Source organism: Starkeya sp. ORNL1 (genome assembly GCF_012971745.1).
Lineage (GTDB): Bacteria > Pseudomonadota > Alphaproteobacteria > Rhizobiales > Xanthobacteraceae > Ancylobacter.
Map to the genome: position 1 here is coordinate 5,355,134 of NZ_CP048834.1, position 23,564 is coordinate 5,378,697.

A 23,564-nucleotide genomic window follows, 5' to 3' on the forward strand; every position below is an offset into this window, starting at 1 on the left:
GGGGCCGTGCATGAACCGCTATCATCGCATGACCTTATGATGCAATCGCTTACAAAGCTCCGTATCGGCACGCGCGGCAGTCCGCTCGCGCTTTGGCAGGCCCATGCCGTGCGCCATGCCCTCCTTGCCGCCCATCAATGGGAGGCGGATGCGGTCGCCATCGAGGTGATCCGCACCTCCGGCGATGCTATCACCGACCGGGCCCTGAGCGAGGCCGGCGGCAAGGGGCTGTTCACCCTGGAGATCGAGGACGCCCTCGTTGGCGGCCGCATCGACCTCGCGGTGCATTCCGCCAAGGACATGGCGACGGTGCTGCCCGATGGGCTGCACATCGCCGGCTATCTGCCGCGGGCGGATGTGCGCGACGCTCTGATCCTGCGCGAGGGATCCTCACTCGACGACCTGCCGCAGGGCGCGAAAATGGGCACCGCCTCCTTGCGGCGCGAGGCGCAGTTGCGCCGGCTGCGGCCGGACCTCGCCATCGGGCTGCTGCGCGGCAATGTGCAGACGCGGCTCGCCCGCGTTGCCGAGGGCACATTCGACGCCACGCTGCTGGCGCTCGCCGGATTGACCCGGCTCGGCCTTCAGGACAAGGCGACCTGCGTGCTCGATACCGAGGCGTTCCTCCCCGCCGTGGGGCAGGGCGCCATCGCCATCGAGGGGCGGATCGGCGACGAGCATTGCGCCGCAGCGCTCGCCTTGATGACCGATGCGGCGACCTTTGCCGCGGTGACGCTGGAGCGCGCCTTCCTCGCCGAGCTCGACGGTTCCTGCCGCACGCCGATCGGCGGGCTGGCCACGGTGGTTGGCGGGCGCATCGCGTTTCGCGGCCTGCTGCTGTCGAACGACGGACGCGAAGCCATCGAGACGGCACGCGAGGGCGATGTCGCGGATGCGGCCAGCCTCGGCGCGGATGCCGGGCGCGAGGTGCGTGCCCGCGCCCCGGCTCACATGCTGGCCTGAGCCCGATGCGCGTGCTCGTCACCCGCCCGCAGCCGGATGCCGACACAACGGCGCGGCGACTGGAAGCGGCCGGGCATGAAGCGATCGTCGATCCGATGCTGATTGTGGCGCCGCTTGACGATGCGCGGCTGCCGCCCGGCGCCTTCTACGGGGTGGTGCTGACCAGTGTGAATGGCGCCCGCGCGCTGGCTGCGCGGCCGGAACTCGATGCCCTGCGCGCTACGCCGCTCTACACCGTCGGCAGGCGTACCGCGGCTGCCGCTCCTTCCGGCTTTGCGCGAGTAACGGTGGCCGATGGGGATGGGGCGGCGCTGGCCAGGTTGCTGCGCCACGAGGTGCCGGCCGGGTCGCGGCTGTTACATGTCGCCGGTGAGGACCGGGCGGTCGATCTCGCTGCCGAACTTGCCGGCGCCGGCATCACGGTCGAGCTGTTCACCATCTACCGCGCGGTACCGGCGACTGGCCTTATGGAGGCGACGCGTGCCGCGCTGGCGGGCGGGCAGATCGACGCAGCCCTGCATTTTTCGCCGCGCACCGCGGCGACACTCGCGGGCCACGCGCTGCGCGCCGGGCTGCAGCCGGAATTCGCGCGCATCTGCCATCTCTGCTTCTCTTCCAAAGTGGCGGCGCCACTTCGCGCGGTCGGGGCGCCAGCCGTCGTCGCCGATGCACCGAACGAGGATGCATTGCTCGCCTTGCTGGAGACGTGAAACCATACCGCCGACACGATGGTTGCAGAGGATGGTTGGCCGGTCTATCCCGGATGGCTCCAGATCGGCGTTCTTGATCGGTGAGGTGTGCAGTGGCGACAGACGACCCGGCAGGCGGACCCTCCTCGGGCCAGCCCCCACAGGCAGACGCTTCGCCGCGCGCGGAAACCCCTGCGCAGGACGAGGCGTTGCGTGAGGTCGGCGGGCGCGCCCGTCGCCGGCCGCCAACCGTGATCGACCTTGCCGCCAAGGATCTGACCCCGCCGGAAGCAACCCCGCCCGAAGCGCCGTCGCCCGAAGTGGCGGCGCCCGAGGCCCCCAGCGAGAACGGGGCGGGCGAGCCGCCGCACGCGGACACAGCGCGGGGCACCGATGCGGCGCCGGAAGCGACTGAGCCGCCGCCTGCCGTGCCGCCGCCGAAAGCGAGGGGGTCGTTTGGCTTTCTGGCCGGCCTCATCATCGCGCTGCTCTCCGGTCTGCTCGGCGGTGCCATCGCCACGATGGTGGCGCTGTCCTTCTTCGGGGCGACCGATAGCCTCGATTCCCTCACCGATCTCGAGGCGCGCACCGTCGAGCTGCGCCAGCGCACCGATGCGCTCGAAGCGCGCCCGCAGGCTGCCGACGGCTCCGCGGCGGTGGCGGCGCTCGGCCAGCGGCTAGACACGCTCAACGCGACGCTGGATGGCGTGCAGGGCAAGGTGACGGCGCTGGAATCCGCGCCTGCGCCGCAATCCGCGGCGCCTGCGTCGGCGAGCGAAGCGCCTGCGGCTGTGTCGCCTGAGCTCAACGCCCGCCTCGATGCGGTGGAGGCGCTGGCGAAGCGGGCGAGCGAGGCGAGCGCCGCTCCGTCGCCTGAACTCACTGCCCGGCTCGACGCGGTGGAGGCTCTGGCGAAGCGGGCGAGCGAGGCGAGCGCCGCGCAGTCGCCCGAACTCACTGCCCGGCTTGACGCGGTAGAGGCACTGGCGAAGCAAGCCAGCACGACTGCCAGCACTGCCGCCGAGCGGCCCACCGTCTCGCCGGATGCGGTGACGGCGCTCGGCGAGAAGCTGACGGCGCTGGAGCAGCGCGTCGCAGATGTCGCGAAGGCCAATGAGACCGCTGCCAGGGGTGCGGCGCAGCTTGCCGCGCTCGGCGCTTTGCGCGAGGCGGTGCTGCGCGGTTCCCCCTTCGCGGCGGAGCTCGCGGCGGCACGCAATCTGCTCGGGCCCCAGGCCGACGCCTTGCAGCCGCTCGACGCCTATGCCGCCGGCGGCTTTCCCTCCGGTCCGGCTCTGCTCAAGCGGCTGGCCACCAAGGTCGAGGCGCCGGCAGTTCCCGCCGCACCGTCCGCGGATCAACCCGCCGCGCCAGCGCCGGCCGATGAGGGGTTCTTCACCCGGCTGTCGCGTAGCGCCGAAGGCCTCGTCAGCGTGCGCCGGGTCGAACAGGCCGATCCGGCGAGCACCAGCGAAGCGGAAGCCGCCTCTGCAAGGGTCGCCGCGGCGCTGCTGCGCGACGACATGGCCGGCGCCGCCCAGGAGATCGCGGCGCTGCCCGCCGGCGCGCGCGACGCGGCCCAGCCGGTCCTCGCCGACATCGCGGCGCGCCAGAAGGCGCTCGCCGACATCGACACCCTGAACCGGCAGATCCTCGCCCAACTCGCCGGGAGCGCACCGTGATACGGCTTGTCGTCTATCTCCTCGTCCTTGCGCTGGTCGCCTTCGGCGTCGCCTGGCTGGCCGATCGGCCCGGCGAGGTCGCCATCGTCTGGCAGGGCTGGCACATCCAGACCAGCGTCATGGTCGCGGCCAGCGCGCTGCTCGCGGCGATGGCGGGCGCGATCCTGATCTGGTCGCTGATCCGGCTGGTGTTCCGCTCGCCCGATATCGTCGCCATGGCGTTCCGCAACCGGCGCGCCACGCGCGGCTGGGCGGCGGTGTCACGCGGCCTGGTCGCCGTCGGCTCGGGCGACCTGCCCGGCGCGCGGCGTGCTGCCGCCGATGCCGACCGTCTGCTCGGCCATGAACCGCTCGCGCGCCTGCTGGCGGCGCAGGCGGCGCAGTTGGCGGGTGATACCGAAGGCGCCGAGACGGCGTTCCGCGCCATGACCGAGAATCCGACGACACGCCTGCTCGGCTTGCGCGGCCTGCATGTCGAGGCGCGGCGGCGCGGCGATGCCGGCGCGGCGCTGCTCACGGCGGAGGAAGCGGCACGGCAGGAGCCGGGCCTCGCCTGGGCCTCCGACGCGGTAATCGAAGCACGGTGTATTGCCGGCGACTTTTCCGGCGCGCTCGCCGTGCTCGAGCGCGAGGCCTCGCATGGCGGGCTCGACCGCGCGGCCCACCGCCGCCGGCGTGCCGTGCTGCTGGCGGCGCAGGCGACCGCGCTGGAGCTTTCCGATCCCGCGGCGGCGCGCGAGCGCGCCATCGAGGCGGTGCGTCTTGCGCCGACCCTGGTGCCGGCGGCGGAAGTGGCCGGCCGGCTGCTGGGCGCGGCGGGTGATCCGCGCAAGGCGGCGAAGATCATCGAGACCGCCTTTGCCGTAACCCCGCATCCCGATCTCGGCGAAACCTATCTGCATTTGCGCCCCGGCGACGCCGCCCGCGAGCGGCTGAAGCGGGTGCGCAACCTCACTGCCCGCGCGCCGGCCCATGCCGAGAGCGCCATGGTGCTGGCCCGCGCCGCGCTCGACGCGCAGGATTTCGCCACCGCGCGCACCGCTTTGGCGCCGCTCACCGATACGGCGACGCAGCGTCTGTGCCTGTTGATGGCGGAGCTGGAAGCGGCAGAGAATGGCGATGTCGGCAAGGCGCGCGAATGGACCGCACGTGCGGTGCGGGCGCCGCGCGACCCGGCCTGGGTGGCGGACGGCATCGTCGCCGAGCGCTGGTCGCCGATCTCGCCGCTGAGCGGCCGGCTGGACGCCTTCGCCTGGATGACGCCGCCGGGCGTCACCTCGACGCCGATGCTGGAGCACGAGGCGGAGCGGGTGAAGGCGGCGATCGCGGCTGCGATCGAGGCGCGGCCCGTGCTGTCGGAGACGCCGGCGCCCGCCGCGACGCCGACCAAGACGGATGCACCGGGTGCCGAGACGCCGCGCGACATCTCCGCGCTCGCCCCGGCCGCCAGCGCGCCGCCGCTCGCACCCGAACCGCCGGTTGCCGCGCCGGTCCGGCCGGTGGTGATGCCGGCTGCCGCCGCCAAAGTGGTCGCCGAGCCACATCTGCCGGACGATCCCGGCCCCGGCACCGCCATCGAGGAAGCACCGGCTGCCGCGAGACGGTCGCCGCCATTCGGGGTGTGATGACGATAGCTTCAGCATCCTTCGAGGCCGGCCTGAAGGCCGGCACCTCAGGATGAGGGCGTTCTAAAAGAACCAACCTCATCCTGAGGTGCGAGCGCAGCGAGCCTCGAAGGATGCTCAAGCCGCGCGTGACGGTCGATCAGTGCTGTCAACCAAATCCAATCCCGCCAGAGGCCCGGTCGCTCGTCAGGCGACCGGAGGGAAAGAGCGAGCCGGAGTACATCCGTCCTGACCCGCTCACATCCGGCGCGGCGCTGACGAAGCGCCTTCGAACCGGAAGCCCTGTTCTGGGGGATGAAGCCTAGATGGGGAGCGTCGCGGAAAGTTCAAGGGGCGGCTAGTTGAGCCGCCGCCCGCCGGCTCCCTTGGCCTTGCTGGCGGCGCGCTTCTTCTCGGCACGCTCGTCGAACAGTTCGGCGAGCTTGTCGGTCATGGCGCCGCCGAGTTCCTCGGCGTCGACGATGGTCACGGCGCGCTTGTAGTAGCGCGTCACGTCATGGCCGATGCCGATGGCGATCAGCTCCACCGGCGACTTGTTCTCGATCTGCTGGATCACCCAGCGCAGATGCCGCTCCAGATAATTGCCGGGGTTCACCGACAGCGTGGAATCATCCACCGGCGCGCCATCGGAGATCATCATCAATATGCGCCGCGACTCGTTGCGGGCGAGCAGGCGATTGTGCGCCCAGTCGAGCGCCTCGCCGTCGATGTTCTCCTTCAACAGGCCCTCGCGCATCATCAGGCCGAGATTCTTTCGCGCGCGCCGCCAAGGGGCGTCGGCCGCCTTGTAGATGATGTGGCGCAGATCGTTCAGCCGGCCGGGCGCGCCCGGCTTGCCGGAGGCGAGCCAGGCTTCGCGGGCCTGCCCGCCCTTCCACGCCTTGGTGGTGAAGCCGAGGATTTCGACCTTCACGCCGCAGCGCTCTAGCGTGCGGGCGAGGATGTCGGCGCAGGCGGCGGCGACGGTGATCGGACGGCCGCGCATCGAGCCGGAATTGTCGAGCAGCAGCGTCACCACGGTGTCGCGGAAATCGGTGTCGCGCTCGCGCTTGAAGGACAGCGGCTGCATCGGGTCGATGATGACGCGGTGCAGGCGCGCCGGATCGAGCATGCCCTCTTCCAGGTCGAACTCCCAGCCGCGGCTCTGCTGCGCCATCAGCTTGCGCTGCAGGCGGTTGGCGAGGCGGGCGACGACACCGGACAAATGCACCAGCTGCTTGTCGAGATAGGAGCGCAGCCGCGAGAGCTCCTCGGGATCGCACAGTTCGTCGGCGTTCACCGTCTCGTCGAAGCGCGGCGTGAAGGGGTGGTATTCCGGCGGGCGCGGCTCGGGCGGCGAGAGATTCTGCGGGCGCCACGGCTCGGAGGATTCGTCGGCCTCGCCCAGTTCCGGATCGTCGGAGATCTCGGAGCTCTGGCGCTCCTCCTGCTCCTCGCTTTCCTCCGGCGTCTGGTCGGAGGAGAGCTCGGTGTCGACCTCGGTACTGCCCTCGGTGTTCTCGTCCTGCTCGGTGTCGCTGCCCTTGCCGGAATCGTCGTCGCGCTTGTCGTCGGCGTCGGTCGAGGGGTCGTTGTCCTCGTCGAACGGGGCGATGTCCTCGCCCATGCCGAGCGAGGACAGGAGATCGCGCATCGCCTCGGCGAAGCGCCGCTGGTCGGCGGTGGAATCGGCGAGCTCGGACAGCGCCTCGGCGCCGCGCTCCTCGACGAAGCCGCGCCACAGGTTCACCAGCTCACGCGCCGAGGCGGGCGGGGCCATGCCGGTGAGGCGCTCGCGCAGGATCAGCGACAGCGCATCCTCGATCGGCGCATCCGAACGGTCGGCGAGATTGGAGAAATTGGCGCGCTGGTAGCGGTCCTCCAGCATCGCGGTGAGATTGAGCGCGACGCCGTCCATGCGCAGCGCGCCGATTGCCTCGCAGCGGGTCTGCTCGGCGGCGTCGAAGGCGGCGCGCGCGGTCTGGCCGACCGGCACCAGCTTCCTGTGCACCTTCGGGTCATGACAGGCGAGGCGCAGCGCCATGGAATCGGCGTGGCCGCGCAGCACCGCGGCGTCCTGCCGGGTGAGGCGGCGGGCCGGCTCCGGCAGCCGGGCGCGGCCATCGGCATAGCCGGGGCGCTCATTGCCGAAGCTGATCTCGATGTCCTTTTCCCCGGCAATGGCGCGCAGGCACCCGGAGACGGCGCGCTTCAGCGGCTCGGTCGGGGATTCCTTGGGCGGGGTGCGCGGATTGCGGTTGGACGGGATCATGGTGTTCCGCTCAGGGGCTCGAATTACCTCTCCCCAACGGGGAGAGGTCGGCGGCGCAGCCGCCGGGTGAGGGGGAGGGTGGTGGACGTTTGCGCGCCGTCCCCCCTCACCCCAGCCCTCTCCCCCACGGGGAGAGGGAGCAAGTCGTGGTTCCGTCAGCTCAGCGCCACGTTGACGGCGGACTCGGTCAGCTCCTTGCCGAAGCAGCGCTGGTAGAACTCGGCGACAAGGGTGCGCTCCAGCTCGTCACACTTGTTGAGGAAGGTGACGCGGAAGGCGAAGGCGAGATCCTTGAAGATGTCGGCGTTCTCGGCCCAGGTGATGACGGTGCGCGGGCTCATCACGGTCGACAGGTCGCCATTGATGAAAGCCTGACGCGTCAGGTCGGCGAGGCGCACCATGCGAGAGACGGTGTCGCGGCCTTCCGTGGTCTGGAAGTGCTTCGCCTTGGCCGAGACGATGTCGACTTCCTTGTCATGGGGCAGATAGTTCAGCGAGGTGACGATGGACCAGCGGTCCATCTGCGCCTGGTTGATCTGCTGGGTGCCGTGATAGAGGCCGGTGGTGTCGCCGAGGCCGATGGTGTTGGCGGTGGAGAACAGCCGGAACGCCGCGTGTGGGCGAATGACGCGGTTCTGGTCGAGCAGCGTCAGGCGGCCGGAGCTCTCCAGCACGCGCTGGATCACGAACATCACGTCCGGCCGGCCGGCGTCATATTCGTCGAACACCAGGGCGACGTTGTTCTGGTAGGCCCAGGGCAGGATGCCGTCACGGAACTCGGTGACCTGCACGCCGTCCTTCACCACGATGGCGTCCTTGCCGATCAGGTCGATACGGCTGATGTGGCTGTCGAGATTGACGCGCACGCACGGCCAGTTGAGGCGGGCGGCGACCTGCTCGATATGGGTCGACTTGCCGGTGCCGTGATAGCCGGTGACCATCACGCGGCGGTTGTGCGCGAAGCCGGCAAGGATGGCGAGCGTGGTGGCGCGGTCGAACAGGTAATCCGGATCGAGGTCCGGCACATAGGCATCGGGCTCGGCGTAGGCGGGAACGTCGAGGTCGATGTCGAGGCCGAAAACCTGCCGGACCGACACCTTCATGTCGGGAACCGGAGCGGCCTGAGTGAGCGTCGCGGTCATTCTTCCTCCGTTGCCGCGCAGCCACGCGGTCCTTCGTACAGTTTCGTCATGCGCTCTAGAGCATGTTCCGTGAACACGCTCCAGCTTATTGAATGCATGGCACTTTCTTGTCGCCCGGATGGTTCATCCGAACGGCAAGGGCCCTAGCAGAAGCCGGCGCTCTTCAGGTGATTATAGGCCTGTATGACGTCGCGCAGGCGGTCCTCGGTCGAAATGTCGCCGCCATTCACGTCCGGGTGGTACTTCTTCACCAGCGTCTTGAAGCGGGATTTGATCTCCTCGGCGGTGGCGCCGAGCTCGACACCCAGCGTTTCCAGTGCGCGGCGCTCGACATTGCGGACCATCCGGCTCTCGCGCGGCGGCTCGGCCTCGGGACGGGCCTGGCCGCCCATTTCGCCGAACACGCCGAATGGATCGGCGAAGCCGCCCTCGGGAATGCTCTCGCGTACGCGCTCGGCGCCGCGCGAGCCGCCATTCTGGCCCATCTTCCAGGTCGGCCGGTGGCCGGTCAGCGCGTCCTTCTGATAGGCGGCGACGGCGTCGTCCGGCATGCCGGCGAAATAATTATACGACTGGTTGTACAGGCGCACGTGGTCGAAGCAGTACCGCCAGAACTCGTTTTCGCGGTGCCGCCCCTTGGGCGCGCGATGCGTCGCCGCCTGGTCGCAGCCGACCCATTCACAGGTCGGGCCTTCGGCCTTCAGGCGGCGATCCTTGTCCGGCTTGACGCGGACGCGATCGAATATGGGGGAGTCGAGCTTCATGACCGGGATTATGAGGGTGCGAAGGGAGGTATACAAGAAACCGTCACGACGTCACCCATGCGTAATGGTGATATTGACGCGGTGTGACCCGCGCGATACCGCATCGCACATGAGCGGCCACTCCAATCCTTCCGATAACGCCGTCGCCGAGACGCTGGCTCGCGTGCGCACAGCGCTCGCCGAACTGTCGCCGAGCGTCCTCGAACTGGAAGACGAGAGCCATCGCCATGAAGGCCATGGCGGGCATCGTCCGGGCCAGCTCACGCACTTGCGCGTGCGCATCGTCGCCGAGGCGTTCCGCGGCCAGAGCCGCATCGCGCGGCATCGGGTGGTGAACGGGCTGCTCGCGGACGAAATCGCCCGCGGGCTGCACGCCCTCGCCATCGAGGCGAAAGCGCCGGGAGAGTAGCTCCCAAGATATAGGCGCGAAGGCGCTTTATTCCAGATATCAGAGGCGGCCCGATGCGGCGCCGGGCGATGCCGACAGCACACGTTTCGGTGCGAGCGGCATCACCCGCAGCAGGGTGACGCGGTTGCGCTGCTTGCGCATCACCTGGAAGCGGAAGCCGTGGAACAGGAAGGTCTGGCCCGGCTCCGGGATGATGCGGGCCTCATGGATGACGAGGCCGGCAATGGTGGTTGCCTCCTCGTCCGGCAGATGCCAGCCCATGGCGCGGTTGAGGTCGCGGATCGCGACCGACCCCTCGACGCTCACCGAACCGTCCGGATGCCGGCGGGCGCCGGTGAAGGCCTTGTCGTGCTCGTCGGCAATGTCGCCGACGATCTCCTCCAGGATGTCCTCCAGCGTCACCAGCCCCATCACCTCGCCATACTCGTCGACGACGAGGGCGAAATGCTGCTTGCGGCGGCGGAACGCCTTGAGCTGGTCGGTGACGAGGGTGTTGTCCGGCACGAACCAGGCGGGCAGGGCGATCTTGTCGAGGTCGAGGCGCGCGACATCGCCGCCCAGCGCCTGCAATTCGCGCAAGAGGTCCTTGGCGTGCAGCACGCCGGTGATGTTCTCCGGGCTATCGCGCCAGATCGGCAGGCGGGTAAAGGGCGAGGCCAGCACCTCGCGCACGATCTCGCCCGGCGGCTCGCCGGCATCTAGCGTCGCCATCTTGGTGCGGTGGACCATGATGTCGGAGACTTCGAGCTCGCGCAGATTGAGCAGGCCGGCGACCATGTCGCGGTCGTCATTACTGAGCTGCCCGGCCAGCTGAAGCTGCGCGATGGCCTGTTGCACTTCTTCCGCCGCGGTCGGAGCGGCGGGTTCCGGCGGCGGGCGGCGCGGCTCGCGCGCCAGCCGGGCAGCCAGCGCGCCGCGGAGCCGGGCGAGGGCTGCGGTCATCGACGTTCCGCGTCGAGGAAGGTCCGCACCAGCGCGGGATCGACGTCGCGGGCGATGAAGCTCTTGCCGATGCCGCGCGCCAATATGAAGGTCAAAGCGCCGCGCGAGACCTTCTTGTCCTGCGCGATCAGCTCCATTAGCCCGTCGGTGTCCGGCAATTCGCCGGGAATATCGGCGATGCGCGTCGGCAGGCCGACGGCCTTGAAGTGCGCGACGACCCGTGTCGCGTCCTCGGGAGCGCACAGGCCCTGGCTCGCGGAGAAGCGGAACGCCTGCGCCATACCGACGGCGATCGCTTCGCCGTGGAACAGCCGGTCGGAGAAGCCGGCACCGGCCTCCAGCGCATGGCCGAAGGTGTGGCCGAGGTTCAGGAGCGCGCGGTCGCCGGTCTCCTTTTCGTCGCGGGCGACGACGTCGGCCTTGGCGGCGCAACTGGTGGCAATGGCCTCGATGCGCGCCGGGCCGCCGGCGAACACATCGCCCCATTTGCGCTCCAGCCAGGCGAAGAACGGGGCATTGTCGATCAGCCCGTATTTCGCCACCTCGGCGTAGCCGGAGCGGAACTGGCGCAAGGGCAGGGTGTCGAGCACGTCGGTGTCGGCGATGACCAGGATCGGCTGGTGGAAGGCGCCGATCAGGTTCTTGCCGAGCGGCGAATTGATGCCGGTCTTGCCGCCAACCGAGGAATCCACCTGGGCCAGCAGGCTGGTCGGCACCTGCACGAAATCAACACCGCGCCTGAGCGCTGCCGCGGCAAAGCCGGCGAGGTCGCCGACCACGCCGCCGCCGAGCGCCAGCACCAGGTCGCGTCGCTCGATGCGCGCGGCGATGAGTTCGTCCAGCACCTGGCGGAAGGTGTCGAAGCTCTTGGAGCCTTCGCCGGGCTTCACGGTGACGACGCGCGGCTCCAGCCCCGCCGCTTCCAGCGAAGCAATCACGGTGGAAAGGTGCCGTTCGGCGACATTCTCGTCGGTGACGATGCCGATCCGCGCGCCGGGGCGCAGCCGGGCGATGCGCTCGCCGCATTCTTTGAGGAGGCCTGGGCCGATCATGATGTCATAAGCACGCGCGCCGAGACCGACCCGCACATACGTCGACGGGTCCTGCGGCAGGGGCTTGTCGTCGGCGCGCATCATGACTGTCCTCCGGCCAAGGCGGCCGCATCGAGATGGAGCGCGAGTGCGTCGACGACTTCCTCGACCATGGTGTCGTGCGGCACTTCGCGCGAATGGACGGTGACCGCCGCCTCGGCATAGACCGGGTAACGCTCGTCGATCAGCCGGGTCAGCGTCGCCTCCGGGTCGCTCTTCAGCAGCGGGCGGTCGTCGCGGCGACGCACCCGGCGCAACAGCACGTCGAGATCGGCCTTCAGCCAGACCGAGAGCCCGTGCTCGGCGATGCGCGCCCGCGTCTCCGCGTTCATGAAGGCGCCGCCGCCGGTGGCGAGCACCAGCGGGCCGCCCTCCAGCAGGCGGGCGATGACGCGCCGCTCGCCGTCGCGGAAGGCCGGCTCGCCATGATGGGTGAAGATGTCGGGGATCGACATGCCGGCCGCGCTCTCGATCTCGTTATCGGCGTCGGCGAAAGGCAGGCCGAGCCGGCGGGCGAGGCGCTTGCCGACCGAGGATTTGCCGGCGCCCATCATGCCGACGAGCACCACCGAGCGCGCGCCGAGCTGTGCCCGCAGCCGCGCTGCCTTCTCGTCCTCGGGTTCACTGGCGAAGGCGATCATGATGCCGACCGTCCGGCCCCTGATTGAAAACGCGGACGTATCATCCACGGCGGAGCGAGGCAATTCGCGCCTCCCGGCTTTCGCCGACAGGGTGAAGGACGCCCGATCGCGAAGAATTTTCGTCGAATTGATCCGAACTCATGAATGTGATCAATTCCAATATGTTAGAGCAAAGCGCCGGAAAACCGCATCGCGCTTTCCGGCATCATGCTCTAGCATGAGCACGGGCATGCGTCCTCGATTCGACGATGCCGTGTTCCACGTCCGATGCCCGCCATTATCTGAGCCCGACATGCCCAGCCTGATCCGACTTCTCGTCATCCTTGGGCTGATCGGCGCCGCCGTCTATGGCGTATTGTGGTCGTTCGCCAATCTGGTCGAGCCGCACCCGCGCGAGATGAGCGTCAATGTCCCGCAGGAGCGGTTCGCCAAGTGAGCCGGCCGGCCCGTGGTCCGGTCGCACTGTTCCTCGACATGCTGGCGGCCGAGCGCGGGGCGAGCGCCAACACGCTGGAAGCCTATGGCCGCGACCTCGCCGACTATGAGGAATTCCTGGCGTCCGAAGGCGTTGATGTCACTGACGCCGGCACCGACGCGATCCGCGGCTATCTCGCGGATCTGACCCGGCGCGGCTTTGCCACCGCGAGCGTGGCGCGGCGGCTGTCCGCCATCCGGCAACTGCATCGCTTTCTCTATCTCGAAGCGTATCGCGGCGAGGACCCCGCCGCTGTGCTGGAAGGCCCGAAGCGCGGCCGGCCCTTGCCCAAGGTACTGACGCTCGACGAGGTCAGCCGGCTGATCGCTACCGCCCATGCGCGGATCGCGGAGGCGGAGATCCCGCCCGGCGAGACCGCGCGACGGGTCCGCGTCGCCTGTTTCATCGAGCTGCTCTATGCCACCGGGCTGCGTGTCTCCGAGCTCGCGGCGCTACCGGCGACCGCCGCGCGGGCCTCGGGCGATGCCATTATCGTGCGTGGCAAGGGCAACAAGGAGCGCATGGTCCCGCTCGGCGAGCCGGCCAAGGCGGCGATGGCGGCGTGGCGCACCGCGCTGGCGGCCTCGAAGCAGGGCACCGCGGGGCGCTGGCTGTTCCCGTCCTCGGTGGCGGCAAGCGGGCACATCACCCGCCAGCAGATCGGGCTCGATTTGAAAGACCTCGCGCTGGCCGCCGGGCTTGATCCCGGCAAGCTCTCGCCGCACGTGCTGCGCCACGCCTTTGCCAGTCATCTATTGGCCCATGGCGCGGACCTGCGCGTGGTGCAGACGCTGCTCGGCCACGCTGACGTCTCGACCACGCAGATCTACACCCATGTGCTGGACGAGCGGCTGAAGAGCCTGGTGCGCGATCTGCACCCGCTGGGCGAGGGGTGAGCATCAAGGACGCCTGCCATTCGAGGCGGCAGTCATCCCCAGGCTGAACGCTGGTGCCGGAATTTGGGGATGGCCGGGTCAAGCCCGGCCATCCGACAATACCGCGTTGCCGCCCGGGGGATCGACTCAAGCCGGGCTTGCCGTTCGCATCCGGTCCAGCACCGGCAGCAATTCGGACGGGTCGGGCCGACGGGTGTAGTCCGGATTCACCTCGGCATAGGCAATGGTGCCGTCGGTGGCGATGACGAAGCGGGCCGGCATCGGCAAGGTCCAGCTCGGATCGCCATTGGCTACGGCAAGGTCGTTCTTGAAGACGTTCTTGTAGAGGTCGATCAGATAATCCGGCAGCCCGAAACGCAGGCCGAAGCTGGCGGCGACCTCGTTGCCCGGATCGGACAGGATCGGGAAGCTGAGCTTGTTGTCGCGCATCGAGCGGCGGCTATTGGCTTGCGTCTGCGGCGAGACGGCAACCAACCGGGCGCCGCGCGCCTCGAAGTCTGGCAAGGCCGCTTGGATCGCCTGCAGGTCGAAGTTGCAATAGGGGCACCATACGCCGCGATAGAAGGTGACGATCATCGGGCCGTGGGCGAGGAGGTCCTGCGATGCGACGGCGTTACCCTCGGCATCTTGGAGCGTAAAGGCGGGCGCCACGTCGCCGGCCTTGAGCGCATGCCCGGCAAGGCCGGACGCGATCAACTCGTCGGTGGCGCGGTGCATCGGTTCGTGGATCCAGCCAGGCGCGTTATAGGGCGGCCCGCCGGCTTCGAAATTGGCGCGGAAGGCGTTCAGCGTGTCTTGAAGGGCCATGGGATTGTTTCCCGGTTTGCTATTGCGATGGCCGGGAGGATGGTTCATCCATACAAATGGGAGAATGTGCCCACTTCGAAGAACATTTATATGCTAGTCAAATGAGTGATCGGCTTCAGGAACTCACGGTTTTTGTCCGCACGGCCGAGAGCGGCAGCTTCTCGCGCGCTGGCCGGGAATTGGGCCTGTCGCAGCCCTCAGTTTCGCGCATCGTCAACGAACTGGAAGCGCGGCTCGGGATTAAGCTGCTGTTGCGCACCACGCGGAGGGTGGCGCCGACCGAGGCAGGCACTACCTTCCTGGAGCGTGCCAAGCAGGTGCTCGCCGATCTCGAGGCGGCGGAGGACGCCGCACGCGGCATCGACAGCCTGCGCGGGCTGATCCGCGTCGCCATGCCGGTCACGTTCGGGGTGCGCATCGTAATCCCGTTGCTGCAGCCGTTCCTTGCCGCTAACCATTTGCTGCGACTCGACTTTGTCATAGCCGACGCGCGCACTGACCTCATTGCCGAGGGCGTCGACGTGGCGATCCGGCTCGGCGACCTCACATCGTCGGGATTCGGGGCGCGGCGCCTTGCTGTCGGGGCCCGGTTTCCGGTGGCCTCCGCACGCTATGTCGCTGCACGCGGCCAACCCATAGTGCCGTCGGACTTGCTGGGCCATGACTGTATCTTCGGCCCGGGGCCCGCCTCGCGGCGCGGCTGGAGCTTCATGCGCAACGGCGCTGCGGTCTCGATCGAACTCGAACCCCGGATCAGCATCGATTCCAGCGAGGGAATGATGGCTTGCGTCCGTGCCGGGTTTGGCGTCGCCCTCGTCTCGGAATGGATGTGCCGCGACGACCTGGCTTCCGGCGACGTGGTCCGGGTGATGGGCGATTTCGAGGTGGCGCCGCTGGCGGTGCACGCGGTCTATCCCGCCGGCCCGCACCCTTCCGCGAAGGTCCGGGCGCTGGTGGAGTATCTGTCGCGCGAGTTGGCGCGGTAGACGCGCGCGGCGGAAAGCGCGATTTGCGTCGTCACCGTCCGCCTTGACGCCGCCACCCTCTCGGGGCACAGCTTCGCGCGCCTTCGAACCGGGCGGATCACCGCCGCCCTCATCACGTCCGTATGCGAGCCCGCCGACAGCACATGCGCAGCTACCTCGATTTCGAAAAGCCCGTGGCCGAGCTGGAGGCCAAGCTCGAGGAACTGAAGACGCTCTCCGAGCAGGGCGACGCCGTCGCCATCGGCGAGGAGATCGGCCGGCTGGAGGTCAAGGCCCGCGAGGCGCTGGCCCAGCTCTATGCCAATCTCACCCCCTGGCAGAAGACGCAGGTCGCCCGCCACCCCTCGCGCCCGCATTTCTCCGACTATTCCGCGCATCTGTTCGAGGATTTCACCCCGCTCGCCGGCGACCGCAAGTTCGGCGAGGACGAGGCCATCCTCGGCGGCTTCGCCCGCTTCCGGGGGCAGGCTGTGTGCGTGATGGGCCATGAGAAGGGCTCCACCACCGAGACCCGCATCAAGCATAATTTCGGCATGGCGCGGCCCGAGGGCTACCGCAAGGCGGTGCGGCTGATGGAGCTTGCCGACCGCTTCTCATTGCCGGTGATCTCGCTGGTCGATACCGCCGGCGCCTTTCCCGGCCTCGACGCCGAGGAACGCGGCCAGGCCGAGGCAATCGCCCGCTCGACCGATGCCTGCCTGTCGCTCGGCGTTCCCAATGTCGCCGTCATCATCGGCGAGGGTGGCTCGGGCGGGGCCATCGCCATCGCCACCGCGAACCGGGTGCTGATGCTGGAACATGCGATCTACAGCGTGATCTCGCCGGAAGGTGCCGCCTCGATCCTGTGGCGCGACACCGCGAAGGCGCAGGAAGCCGCAACCAATATGCGCATCACCGCGCAGGATCTTTCGCGCTTCGGCATCATCGATTCCATCATCTCCGAGCCGCCGGGCGGCGCACACCGCGATCCCGAGGCGACGATGGATTCGGCGGCCGACGCCATCGAGGCGGCGCTCACCGATCTCGCAGGGCTCGATCCGGCGGCGCTGCGCAAGGCGCGGCGGGAGAAATTCCTTGCCATCGGCAGGGGGTTGTAGGACGTGCCTATTGAAGCTTTGACGGCGTGTCCTTGCTGCACTTGCGGTAACGAGCCGTCAAGGATAACGCTTTATTCATTAAGCTCATCGCCTCACGGGTCGGACTGAGGAGTTCTGCGTTGAGCCGCACGGAAGCTTCCCTCTTCTCCCGCACCGGGCTGGCCGGAAGGCTGCGCGCGGCCCTGCTCATTGGCGTCGGTGCGCTGGCGCTGGCCGCCTGCAACGGCTCGGGTGGTGGTGTCGGTGCCAAGGCGATGCGCCCGCTCGCGCCGGAGACCGTCGCGCTGATCGAGAAGAAGGGCATGACGCCCACCAGCCCGATCACGGTGCGCATCTTCAAGGAAGAGTCGGAGCTTGAGGTCTGGAAGCAGACCAAGGACGGCGATTACGCACTGCTCAAGACCTACCCGATCTGCCGCTGGTCGGGCGAGCTCGGACCCAAGGTGACGGAAGGTGACCGGCAGGCGCCGGAAGGCTTCTATACCATCACCCCCGGGCAGATGAACCCGAACTCCAGCTACTACCTCGCCTTCAACATGGGCTATCCCAACGCCTATGACAAAGCCTGGGGCCGTACCGGCGCGCATCTGATGGTGCATGGCGACTGCTCGTCCTCCGGCTGCTATGCCATGACCGACGAGCAGATCCAGGAGATCTTTGCGCTCGGTCGCGACAGCTTCACCGGCGGACAGCGTTCCTTCCAGGTGCAGGCCTATCCGTTCCGGATGACGCCGACCAACATGGCGCGGCATCGCAACAACCCGAACATGGCCTTCTGGCGCATGATCAAGGAAGGCTACGACACCTTCGAGATCACCAAGGCGCCGCCCAAGGTCGATGTCTGCGAGAAGCGCTACGTCTTCAACGAGACGCCGACCGACCCGAACGCCAAGTTCAACCCGACAGGCCCGTGCCCGGCTTCCACCGAGCCGGCGGACCTGGAGCAGGAGATCGCGACCAAGCGTACGCAGGATGACGCGCAGGTCGCTTCGCTGGCGCCGCGCACGCCGCTGGCGCCGGTCAAGACCGGCACCGATGGCGGCATGCACAAGGTGTTCCTGGCCAAGGTGCAGAATCCGGACAGCCTGGTGCGCACCCCCGGCACGCTGCCGCCGAATGTGCGCCCGCCGGGCCAGCCGACCGCCACCGATACGCCGCCGATCCAGACCGCCGACGCCGGGCCGGCTGCCGCGTCGCCTGCCGCTCCGACCGCCGAGGCCAGCGTCGCGCTTGCCACCGGCGTGCGTTCCGGCGTGCCGATGCCGCCGCCGCGTCCAACCGATGCGCCGGGCGGATCGCGCTCTGAGACCGTGCTGTTCGCCAATTCCGGCGCGCAGGCGCAGCCGACCGCACGGGTCGCCTCGATCGACAATTCCTCGGGTGGCGGCAACTTCCTGACCAAGCTGTTCGGCGGCGGCAGCGAGCCGGCCAGCACCGCTTCGACCACGCCGGCACCGGCCGCGTCTTCAGGCTTCTCGCTCGGCAAGTGGTTCGGCCAGAGTGATCCGGCCCCGGCACCCGCTGCTGCGCCGCCGCCTGTGGCGATGACGGCGCCGGCCGCCGACGCTCCCGCGCAAGCTGCCGTGCTGCCGACTGCGGTGCCGATTCCGCCGGCCCGCCCGTCGGTTCCCGCCGCCGCGCCGAAGCCGGTCTCCACCGCCCCGGCCGCGCCGCGGCCGGTCGCTACCGCGCAGCCGGCGCCCAGCGCTGATCAGCCGCTTTATGGCACCCAGCAACTGCCAGGCGCCGCGATCCGCTCGACCGGCGGCTTCTCGCAGTAGTTTCTTTTCCCGGCATTTGTCGTCATCCCGGAACGGCCGTCAGGCCGTATCCGGGATCGCGTGAGGTTCTCTACCTTCGTGCGATCCCGGCTCTACGGCTACGCCTCCGGCCGGACGAAGGCCCACGGGGACGGCTTGGGGATCGCCTTACGCCACCGCCGAGCAATGATTGGCGATGATTTGCCAGGCGCCGCCGTGGCTCCTGTCGTCCTGGCGTTGCCAGACGCGGGTGAAACGCAGTGCCGCCGTGAAGGGTTGGCCACCGGCACGGCCCTCGGCGTCCGCCCGCAGCGTGACCAGCACATGGGCCTCGTCGAGCCGGCGCAGCCGATACTCCGAGAAAGCCAGGCTCTCCAGCCGCAGCATTCCGTTGCGGTGCAGGTCGAGATCGTCCTGCTTGTTCAGAACCTGGCCGTTCTGGTTGGTGAAGACGAGGTCGTCGGCCAATAGCGCATCGAGCGCGGCGACGTCGCCGGCAAGCGCGGCATCGCGTAAGCGCGCCTCGCAGGCATGGATGTCGGTTTGCCAGTGCGGCACGGGCGAGCCTCCGAGAGGAGGGACGCACGCTACAGCGGCTGGAGCCGATTTGTCCCCCGCGAGACGAGAATATCGAAGGCGTCATCCCGGCCGGAGGCGCAGCCGGAGAGCCGGGATCACGTGACGAAGGTGGACCTCTTTCGGCGCGCGATCCCGGATCGGCCTTCGGCCGCCCGGGATGACGACATCCGATTTGCCGTGGACCGGTCGCGCTAGAGCATTTCCCGATCAGATGGAATCATCTGATCGAAGAGGAATTGCTCCAGCTTATTGAATCTAGAGCGCTTTCTTGTCGTTCGGATGTTTCCATCCGAACGGGAAGGGCTCTAGGCGCCGGCCAACCTTACGCGAACCGGCCGTGGCAGTGCTTGAACTTCTTGCCGGAGCCGCAGGGGCACGCCTCGTTGCGGCCGACGCGGCCCCAGGTCGAGGGATCGTTCGGATCGCGCCGCGGCGACGCCGCGTCGGCGGCAGGAGCCAGCGTCGCCTCGCGGGCGATCTCGGCGTCCGTATAGGACAGCAACTCGTCCTCGCCGGTGTCGGCATCGAGATGGTGCGCCTGCATCGGCGGCAGTTCGTCCATCGGCGGCGGCTGGGTGACGACCTCGACGCGCATCAGCTGGGCGGTGACCGCCTCGCGCAGGCTGGAGAGCATTGCCTCGAACAGCTGGAAGGCTTCCGACTTGTACTCGTTCAGCGGATCACGCTGGGCATAGCCGCGCAGACCGATGACCTGGCGCAGATGGTCGAGCGTGACCAGATGCTCGCGCCAGAGATGGTCCAGCGTCTGCAGCAGGATCGATTTCTCGACATAGCGCATGATGTCCGGGCCGTATTGCGCGACCTTGGCGGCCATCGCTTCGTCGGCCCGGCGCAGGATGCGCTCGCGCATCTCCTCGTCGGCGATGCCTTCCTCGTGGCCCCAGTCGACCACCGGCAGATCGAGGCCGAGCACGCGGCGCAGCTCCTCGGCGAGGCCTGCCGTGTCCCACTGCTCGGGATAGGCGGTCGGCGGCACATATTTGGTGACGAGGTCCTCGACCACGCCATGGCGCATTTCGGCGACCGTCTCGGCGACGTCCTCGTCCTGCATCAGCTCGACGCGCTGCTCGAACACCACCTTGCGCTGGTCGTTCATGACGTCGTCGTATTTCAGCAGGTTCTTGCGGATGTCGTAGTTGCGCGCCTCGACCTTCTGCTGCGCCTTCTCCAGCGCCTTGTTGATCCAGGGATGGACGATGGCCTCGCCTTCCTTCAGGCCGAGGCGCTGCAGCATGCCGTCGAGCCGGTCGGAGCCGAAGATGCGCATCAGGTCGTCTTCGAGCGACAGGAAGAAATGCGAATGGCCGGGGTCGCCCTGGCGGCCGGAGCGGCCGCGCAGCTGGTTGTCGATACGGCGGCTTTCATGCCGCTCGGTGCCGATGACATAGAGCCCGCCGGCCTCGAGCGCCCGCTTCTTCAGCTTGGCGATCTCGTCGCGGATCGCCTGCTCGGCCGCGTTGCGCTGCTCGCCTTCCGGCATGTCGGCAAGCTCGTGGCCGATGCGCATGTCGGCATTGCCGCCGAGCTGGATGTCGGTGCCGCGGCCGGCCATGTTGGTGGCGATGGTGATGGCGCCGGGCACGCCGGCCTGCGCCACGATGTAGGATTCCTGCTCGTGGTGGCGGGCGTTCAGCACCGCGAACACCTTGTCCTCGGTCTGGCCCTGGTCGCCGTCATAGAGCGGGCGGAAGGCGTCCGGATCGGTGAAGTCCTTCTGCTTGAAGCCGCGCTTCTTCAGAAGTTCGGCGAGCAGTTCGGACTTCTCGATCGAGGTGGTGCCGACCAGCACCGGCTGGCCGCGCTTCTTGCAGTCGTCGATCAACTCGATGATGGCGTTGTATTTTTCGCCGGCGGTCCGGTAGACCTCGTCATCGTCGTCGACACGGGCGACGGGCAGATTGGTCGGGATCTCGATCACTTCCAGGCGGTAGATATCGCCGAACTCGGCCGCTTCGGTGTTGGCCGTGCCGGTCATGCCCGCCAGCTTCTCGTACATGCGGAAATAGTTCTGGAAGGTGATGGAGGCGAGCGTCTGGTTCTCCGGCTGGACCTGCACGCGCTCCTTGGCTTCCAGCGCCTGGTGGAGGCCTTCGGAATAGCGGCGGCCCGGCATCATGCGGCCGGTGAACTCGTCGATGATGACCACTTCGTCATTGCGGACGATGTAGTCCTTGTCGCGCTGGAACAGCGTGTGGGCCCTGAGGCCCTGGTTGACATGGTGCACCACCGAGACGTTCTCGATGTCGTAGAGGCTGTCGGACTTCAGCTGCCCAGCATCGCGCAGCAGCTGCTCCATCTTCTCCATGCCGGCTTCGGTGAGGGAGACCGAGCGCTGCTTTTCGTCGACGTCGTAGTCCTCCTTCGACAGCCGGGGAATGAAGGTGTCGATGGTGTTGTAGAACTCCGAGCGGTCGTCGAGCGGGCCGGAGATGATGAGCGGGGTGCGCGCCTCGTCGATCAGGATCGAGTCCACCTCGTCGACCACGGCATAATGGTGCGGACGCTGCACCATGGCGCCGAGCTCGTACTTCATGTTGTCGCGCAGATAGTCGAAGCCGAGCTCGTTATTGGTGGCGTAGGTGACGTCGCAGGCATAGGCCGCGCGGCGCTCGTCGTCGTCCATGCCGTGGACGATGATGCCGACGGTGAGGCCGAGGAATTTATAGACCCGGCCCATCCATTCGGCGTCGCGCTTGGCGAGGTAGTCGTTCACCGTGACGACGTGCACGCCCTTGCCGGTCAGCGCGTTGAGATAGACCGTGGTGGTCGCCACCAGCGTCTTGCCTTCACCGGTGCGCATCTCGGCGATGCCGCGCTCGTGCAGCACCATGCCGCCGATCAGCTGGACGTCGAAATGCCGCTGGCCGAGCGCGCGCCTGGCCGCCTCGCGCACCGTGGCGAAGGCCGGCACCAGGAGGTCTTCAAGGTCGGTGCCCTCGGCGAGCTGCTTGCGGAAGGCGTCAGTGCGCGCCCGCAATGCTTCGTCGGACAGCGCCGCGACTTCCGGTTCCAGGGCATTGATGGCGGCGACTTTCGGCTGGTAACCGCGCACCCGGCGGTCATTGGCCGATCCGAAAAGCTTTCGCGCAATGGCGCCGAGCATCGTGCTTCCAATCCACGTCCCGTCGGGGCAGAGAAGGGCGCGGCGGTGACGGGCCGCCGAGCCCCGTTTAGCGATCAACCGGTCAGCCAACCGATCGAGACGGCATTTGCGGCCGAAATGGGTCCGTCGGTCATGCCGGGTGCGTGTGATAGCGCGGTCCGGTAACATAAATGCGAGCGCGCGGGAGGGCCCGCGCGGCGTGCCACACTTATGAACGGGTTTGGGGGTTGTCAATCGCGGGCGGGCGTGCTTGCCAGAAGGGCGCGCCTCCTGCACCCCCCGCTTGCAACGCCGGCCGGACTGGGCCAGCTTTCGCCGCCCGAAACGCGGACCACCGCAAACCTCCAAGGACAGGCATCCATGACATTCCGTTCCCCGCGTGCCGCGTTCGCCGCCGCGCTTCTTAGCGCCGCCGCGCTCGGCGTCGCCGCGCTGCCCGCCCATGCACAGAGCCCGGCGCCTGCCACTCCGCCGGCGGCCGCTGCGCCTGCCCCCGGAGCCACTGACGCCGATCCCGTGCTGGCGCGGGTGAACGGCATCGAGATCAAGAAGTCCGACCTCACCATCGCCGAGGACGAGCTCGGCGGCAGCCTGCCGCCGCAGCTCCAGGGGCCGGCCCGCCAGGAATATGTGCTCGGCTTCCTGATCGACCTCACCGCGCTCGCCCAGTCGGCCGAGGCCGACAAGCTCGACCAGGCGCCGGAATTTGCCCAGCAGCTCGCTTTCGCCAAGAAGCGCCTGCTGATGCAGGCCGCGCTCTCCAAGGCCACCAAGGCGGCGGTGAGCGATGCCGAGCTGAAGAAGACCTATGACGAAGCGCTGAAGCAGCAGAAGCCGGAAGAGGAAGTGCGCGCCCGCCACATCCTGTTCCGCGTCGAGGATCCGAAGGATGAGAAGGCGTCGGCTGCCGCCGAGGCCAAGGCCAAGGACGTGGAAGCCAAGCTGAAGAAGGGCGAGGATTTCGCCAAGCTTGCCTCCGCGCTCACCGAGGATCCCTCGGGCAAGGAGAATGGCGGCGATCTCGGCTACTTCACCAAGGACCAGATGGTGCCGGAATTCGCCGACAAGGCGTTCGCGATGAAGCCGGGCGAGGTTTCCGAGCCGGTGAAGACGCAGTTCGGCTGGCATGTCATCAAGCTCGAGGACAAGCGCCAGAAGCCGCTGCCGAGCTTCGATGACGTGAAGCCGCAGATCGAGCAGTTCCTCGCCCAGAAGGCGCAGGCCGAGGCGGTGCAGAAGGTCCGCGACGCTGCCAAGGTGGAAAAGACCACCGCCGCGCCGAGCCCGGCCGACCTGCTTCCGAAGACCGACGCGCCGGCCGCCCCGGCACAAGCGCCGAAGCCGTGATGTGACGCGAGGCGGCGGGCTGGTGGGCTCGCCGCTGCTCGGGTGAGACGAATGCTTGAGCGCGTTCCCTCACGGGGCGCGCTCAAATCGTTTTGGGGACACGGCGGTGGGCATCCTTCGAGGCCCGCCTGCGGCGGGCACCTCAGGATGACGTAGCGTTAAATAACCACGTCATCCTGAGGTGCGAGCGTAGCGAGCCTCGAAGGATGCTCAAGCAGAGCGCCTTCCCCAACAACCCGTTAATCATCGCGCGACATCTCGCCGATCGCGCGGCGGGATTTTTAACGGATAGTC

19 protein-coding genes and 1 pseudogene are annotated in these 23,564 nt (G+C 68.2%); 11 read left to right on the top strand and 9 right to left on the bottom strand.

Annotated elements, in window-relative coordinates:
* Positions 1–36 precede the first annotated feature (36 nt).
* From hemC to G3545_RS25220, 4 genes are all read left to right on the top strand, one after another.
* On the top strand, positions 37–963 hold the full coding sequence (gene hemC / locus G3545_RS25205; protein ID WP_170016818.1) for a hydroxymethylbilane synthase: 927 nt from the start codon (positions 37–39) through the stop codon (positions 961–963).
* 5 nt (positions 964–968) lie between these two features.
* Positions 969–1,673, top strand: coding sequence for a uroporphyrinogen-III synthase (locus tag G3545_RS25210; protein ID WP_170016820.1), 705 nt, complete (start codon positions 969–971; stop codon positions 1,671–1,673).
* A gap of 92 nt (positions 1,674–1,765) precedes the next feature.
* Positions 1,766–3,334: a hypothetical protein gene (locus tag G3545_RS25215; protein WP_170016822.1), complete on the top strand. Its 1,569-nt coding sequence runs from the start codon at positions 1,766–1,768 to the stop codon at positions 3,332–3,334.
* Positions 3,331–4,959 (top strand): heme biosynthesis HemY N-terminal domain-containing protein, encoded by a 1,629-nt coding sequence (locus G3545_RS25220; RefSeq protein WP_170016824.1) that lies wholly within the window; start codon positions 3,331–3,333, stop codon positions 4,957–4,959. The genes G3545_RS25215 and G3545_RS25220 overlap by 4 nt, the downstream gene beginning before the upstream one ends.
* A 337-nt stretch (positions 4,960–5,296) precedes the next feature.
* Here the strand turns inward: G3545_RS25220 and cobT are convergent, their stop codons facing one another.
* The 3 genes from cobT to G3545_RS25235 form a co-directional block, all read right to left on the bottom strand.
* A complete protein-coding gene (cobT, locus tag G3545_RS25225; RefSeq protein ID WP_170016826.1) occupies positions 5,297–7,210 on the bottom strand; it encodes a cobaltochelatase subunit CobT in 1,914 nt (637 codons plus the stop codon).
* A 155-nt stretch (positions 7,211–7,365) separates the two neighbouring features.
* Entirely contained in the window at positions 7,366–8,352 is a 987-nt protein-coding gene (gene cobS / locus G3545_RS25230; protein WP_170016828.1) for a cobaltochelatase subunit CobS, read from the bottom strand.
* A gap of 143 nt (positions 8,353–8,495) precedes the next feature.
* Positions 8,496–9,116, bottom strand: a complete 621-nt coding sequence (locus tag G3545_RS25235; protein WP_170016830.1) for a DnaJ domain-containing protein — start codon at positions 9,114–9,116, stop codon at positions 8,496–8,498.
* 109 nt (positions 9,117–9,225) lie between these two features.
* Here G3545_RS25235 and G3545_RS25240 point away from each other — a divergent pair, with 109 nt between their 5' ends.
* Complete coding sequence (locus G3545_RS25240) at positions 9,226–9,525, top strand: BolA family protein (protein ID WP_170016832.1); 300 nt, start codon at positions 9,226–9,228, stop codon at positions 9,523–9,525.
* A 39-nt stretch (positions 9,526–9,564) separates the two neighbouring features.
* Here G3545_RS25240 and G3545_RS25245 read toward each other — a convergent pair.
* The 3 genes and pseudogenes from G3545_RS25245 to G3545_RS25255 all read right to left on the bottom strand — a co-directional run.
* A pseudogene (locus G3545_RS25245) lies at positions 9,565–10,311 on the bottom strand (transporter associated domain-containing protein); the annotation flags it as partial.
* A 152-nt stretch (positions 10,312–10,463) separates the two neighbouring features.
* Complete coding sequence (gene aroB / locus G3545_RS25250) at positions 10,464–11,603, bottom strand: 3-dehydroquinate synthase (protein WP_246702565.1); 1,140 nt, start codon at positions 11,601–11,603, stop codon at positions 10,464–10,466.
* The gene (locus tag G3545_RS25255) at positions 11,600–12,199 is read right to left on the bottom strand and encodes a shikimate kinase (RefSeq protein ID WP_170016836.1); all 600 of its coding nucleotides are present in this window, start codon (positions 12,197–12,199) and stop codon (positions 11,600–11,602) included. The genes aroB and G3545_RS25255 overlap by 4 nt, the downstream gene beginning before the upstream one ends.
* A 292-nt stretch (positions 12,200–12,491) precedes the next feature.
* Between G3545_RS25255 and G3545_RS25260 the strand changes: the two genes are divergently transcribed.
* Positions 12,492–12,635 (top strand): hypothetical protein, encoded by a 144-nt coding sequence (locus G3545_RS25260; protein ID WP_170016838.1) that lies wholly within the window; start codon positions 12,492–12,494, stop codon positions 12,633–12,635.
* Complete coding sequence (locus G3545_RS25265; RefSeq protein ID WP_281411690.1) at positions 12,632–13,570, top strand: site-specific tyrosine recombinase XerD; 939 nt, start codon at positions 12,632–12,634, stop codon at positions 13,568–13,570. Before G3545_RS25260 ends, G3545_RS25265 begins: the two co-directional genes overlap by 4 nt.
* Positions 13,571–13,696: 126 nt before the next feature.
* On the opposite strand, the gene G3545_RS25270 is transcribed toward G3545_RS25265, so the two are convergent.
* The gene (locus G3545_RS25270) at positions 13,697–14,377 is read right to left on the bottom strand and encodes a peroxiredoxin-like family protein (RefSeq protein WP_170016840.1); all 681 of its coding nucleotides are present in this window, start codon (positions 14,375–14,377) and stop codon (positions 13,697–13,699) included.
* 101 nt (positions 14,378–14,478) lie between these two features.
* Between G3545_RS25270 and G3545_RS25275 the strand changes: the two genes are divergently transcribed.
* From G3545_RS25275 to G3545_RS25285, 3 genes are all read left to right on the top strand, one after another.
* Positions 14,479–15,363, top strand: a complete 885-nt coding sequence (locus G3545_RS25275) for a LysR family transcriptional regulator (protein ID WP_170016842.1) — start codon at positions 14,479–14,481, stop codon at positions 15,361–15,363.
* A gap of 143 nt (positions 15,364–15,506) precedes the next feature.
* The gene (locus tag G3545_RS25280) at positions 15,507–16,460 is read left to right on the top strand and encodes an acetyl-CoA carboxylase carboxyltransferase subunit alpha (protein WP_170016844.1); all 954 of its coding nucleotides are present in this window, start codon (positions 15,507–15,509) and stop codon (positions 16,458–16,460) included.
* Positions 16,461–16,579: 119 nt separating this feature from the next.
* Positions 16,580–18,241 carry a murein L,D-transpeptidase family protein gene (locus G3545_RS25285; protein ID WP_170016846.1) on the top strand — a complete coding sequence of 554 codons (1,662 nt, stop codon included), beginning with the start codon at positions 16,580–16,582 and terminating at the stop codon, positions 18,239–18,241.
* 147 nt (positions 18,242–18,388) lie between these two features.
* Here G3545_RS25285 and G3545_RS25290 read toward each other — a convergent pair whose 3' ends face one another.
* Positions 18,389–18,778, bottom strand: a complete 390-nt coding sequence (locus G3545_RS25290; protein WP_170016849.1) for a nuclear transport factor 2 family protein — start codon at positions 18,776–18,778, stop codon at positions 18,389–18,391.
* Between the two features lie 343 nt (positions 18,779–19,121).
* Positions 19,122–21,923, bottom strand: a complete 2,802-nt coding sequence (secA, locus tag G3545_RS25295; protein ID WP_170016851.1) for a preprotein translocase subunit SecA — start codon at positions 21,921–21,923, stop codon at positions 19,122–19,124.
* 360 nt (positions 21,924–22,283) lie between these two features.
* Between secA and G3545_RS25300 the strand changes: the two genes are divergently transcribed.
* Positions 22,284–23,270 carry a peptidylprolyl isomerase gene (locus tag G3545_RS25300; protein WP_170016853.1) on the top strand — a complete coding sequence of 329 codons (987 nt, stop codon included), beginning with the start codon at positions 22,284–22,286 and terminating at the stop codon, positions 23,268–23,270.
* Positions 23,271–23,564: the final 294 nt, after the last annotated feature.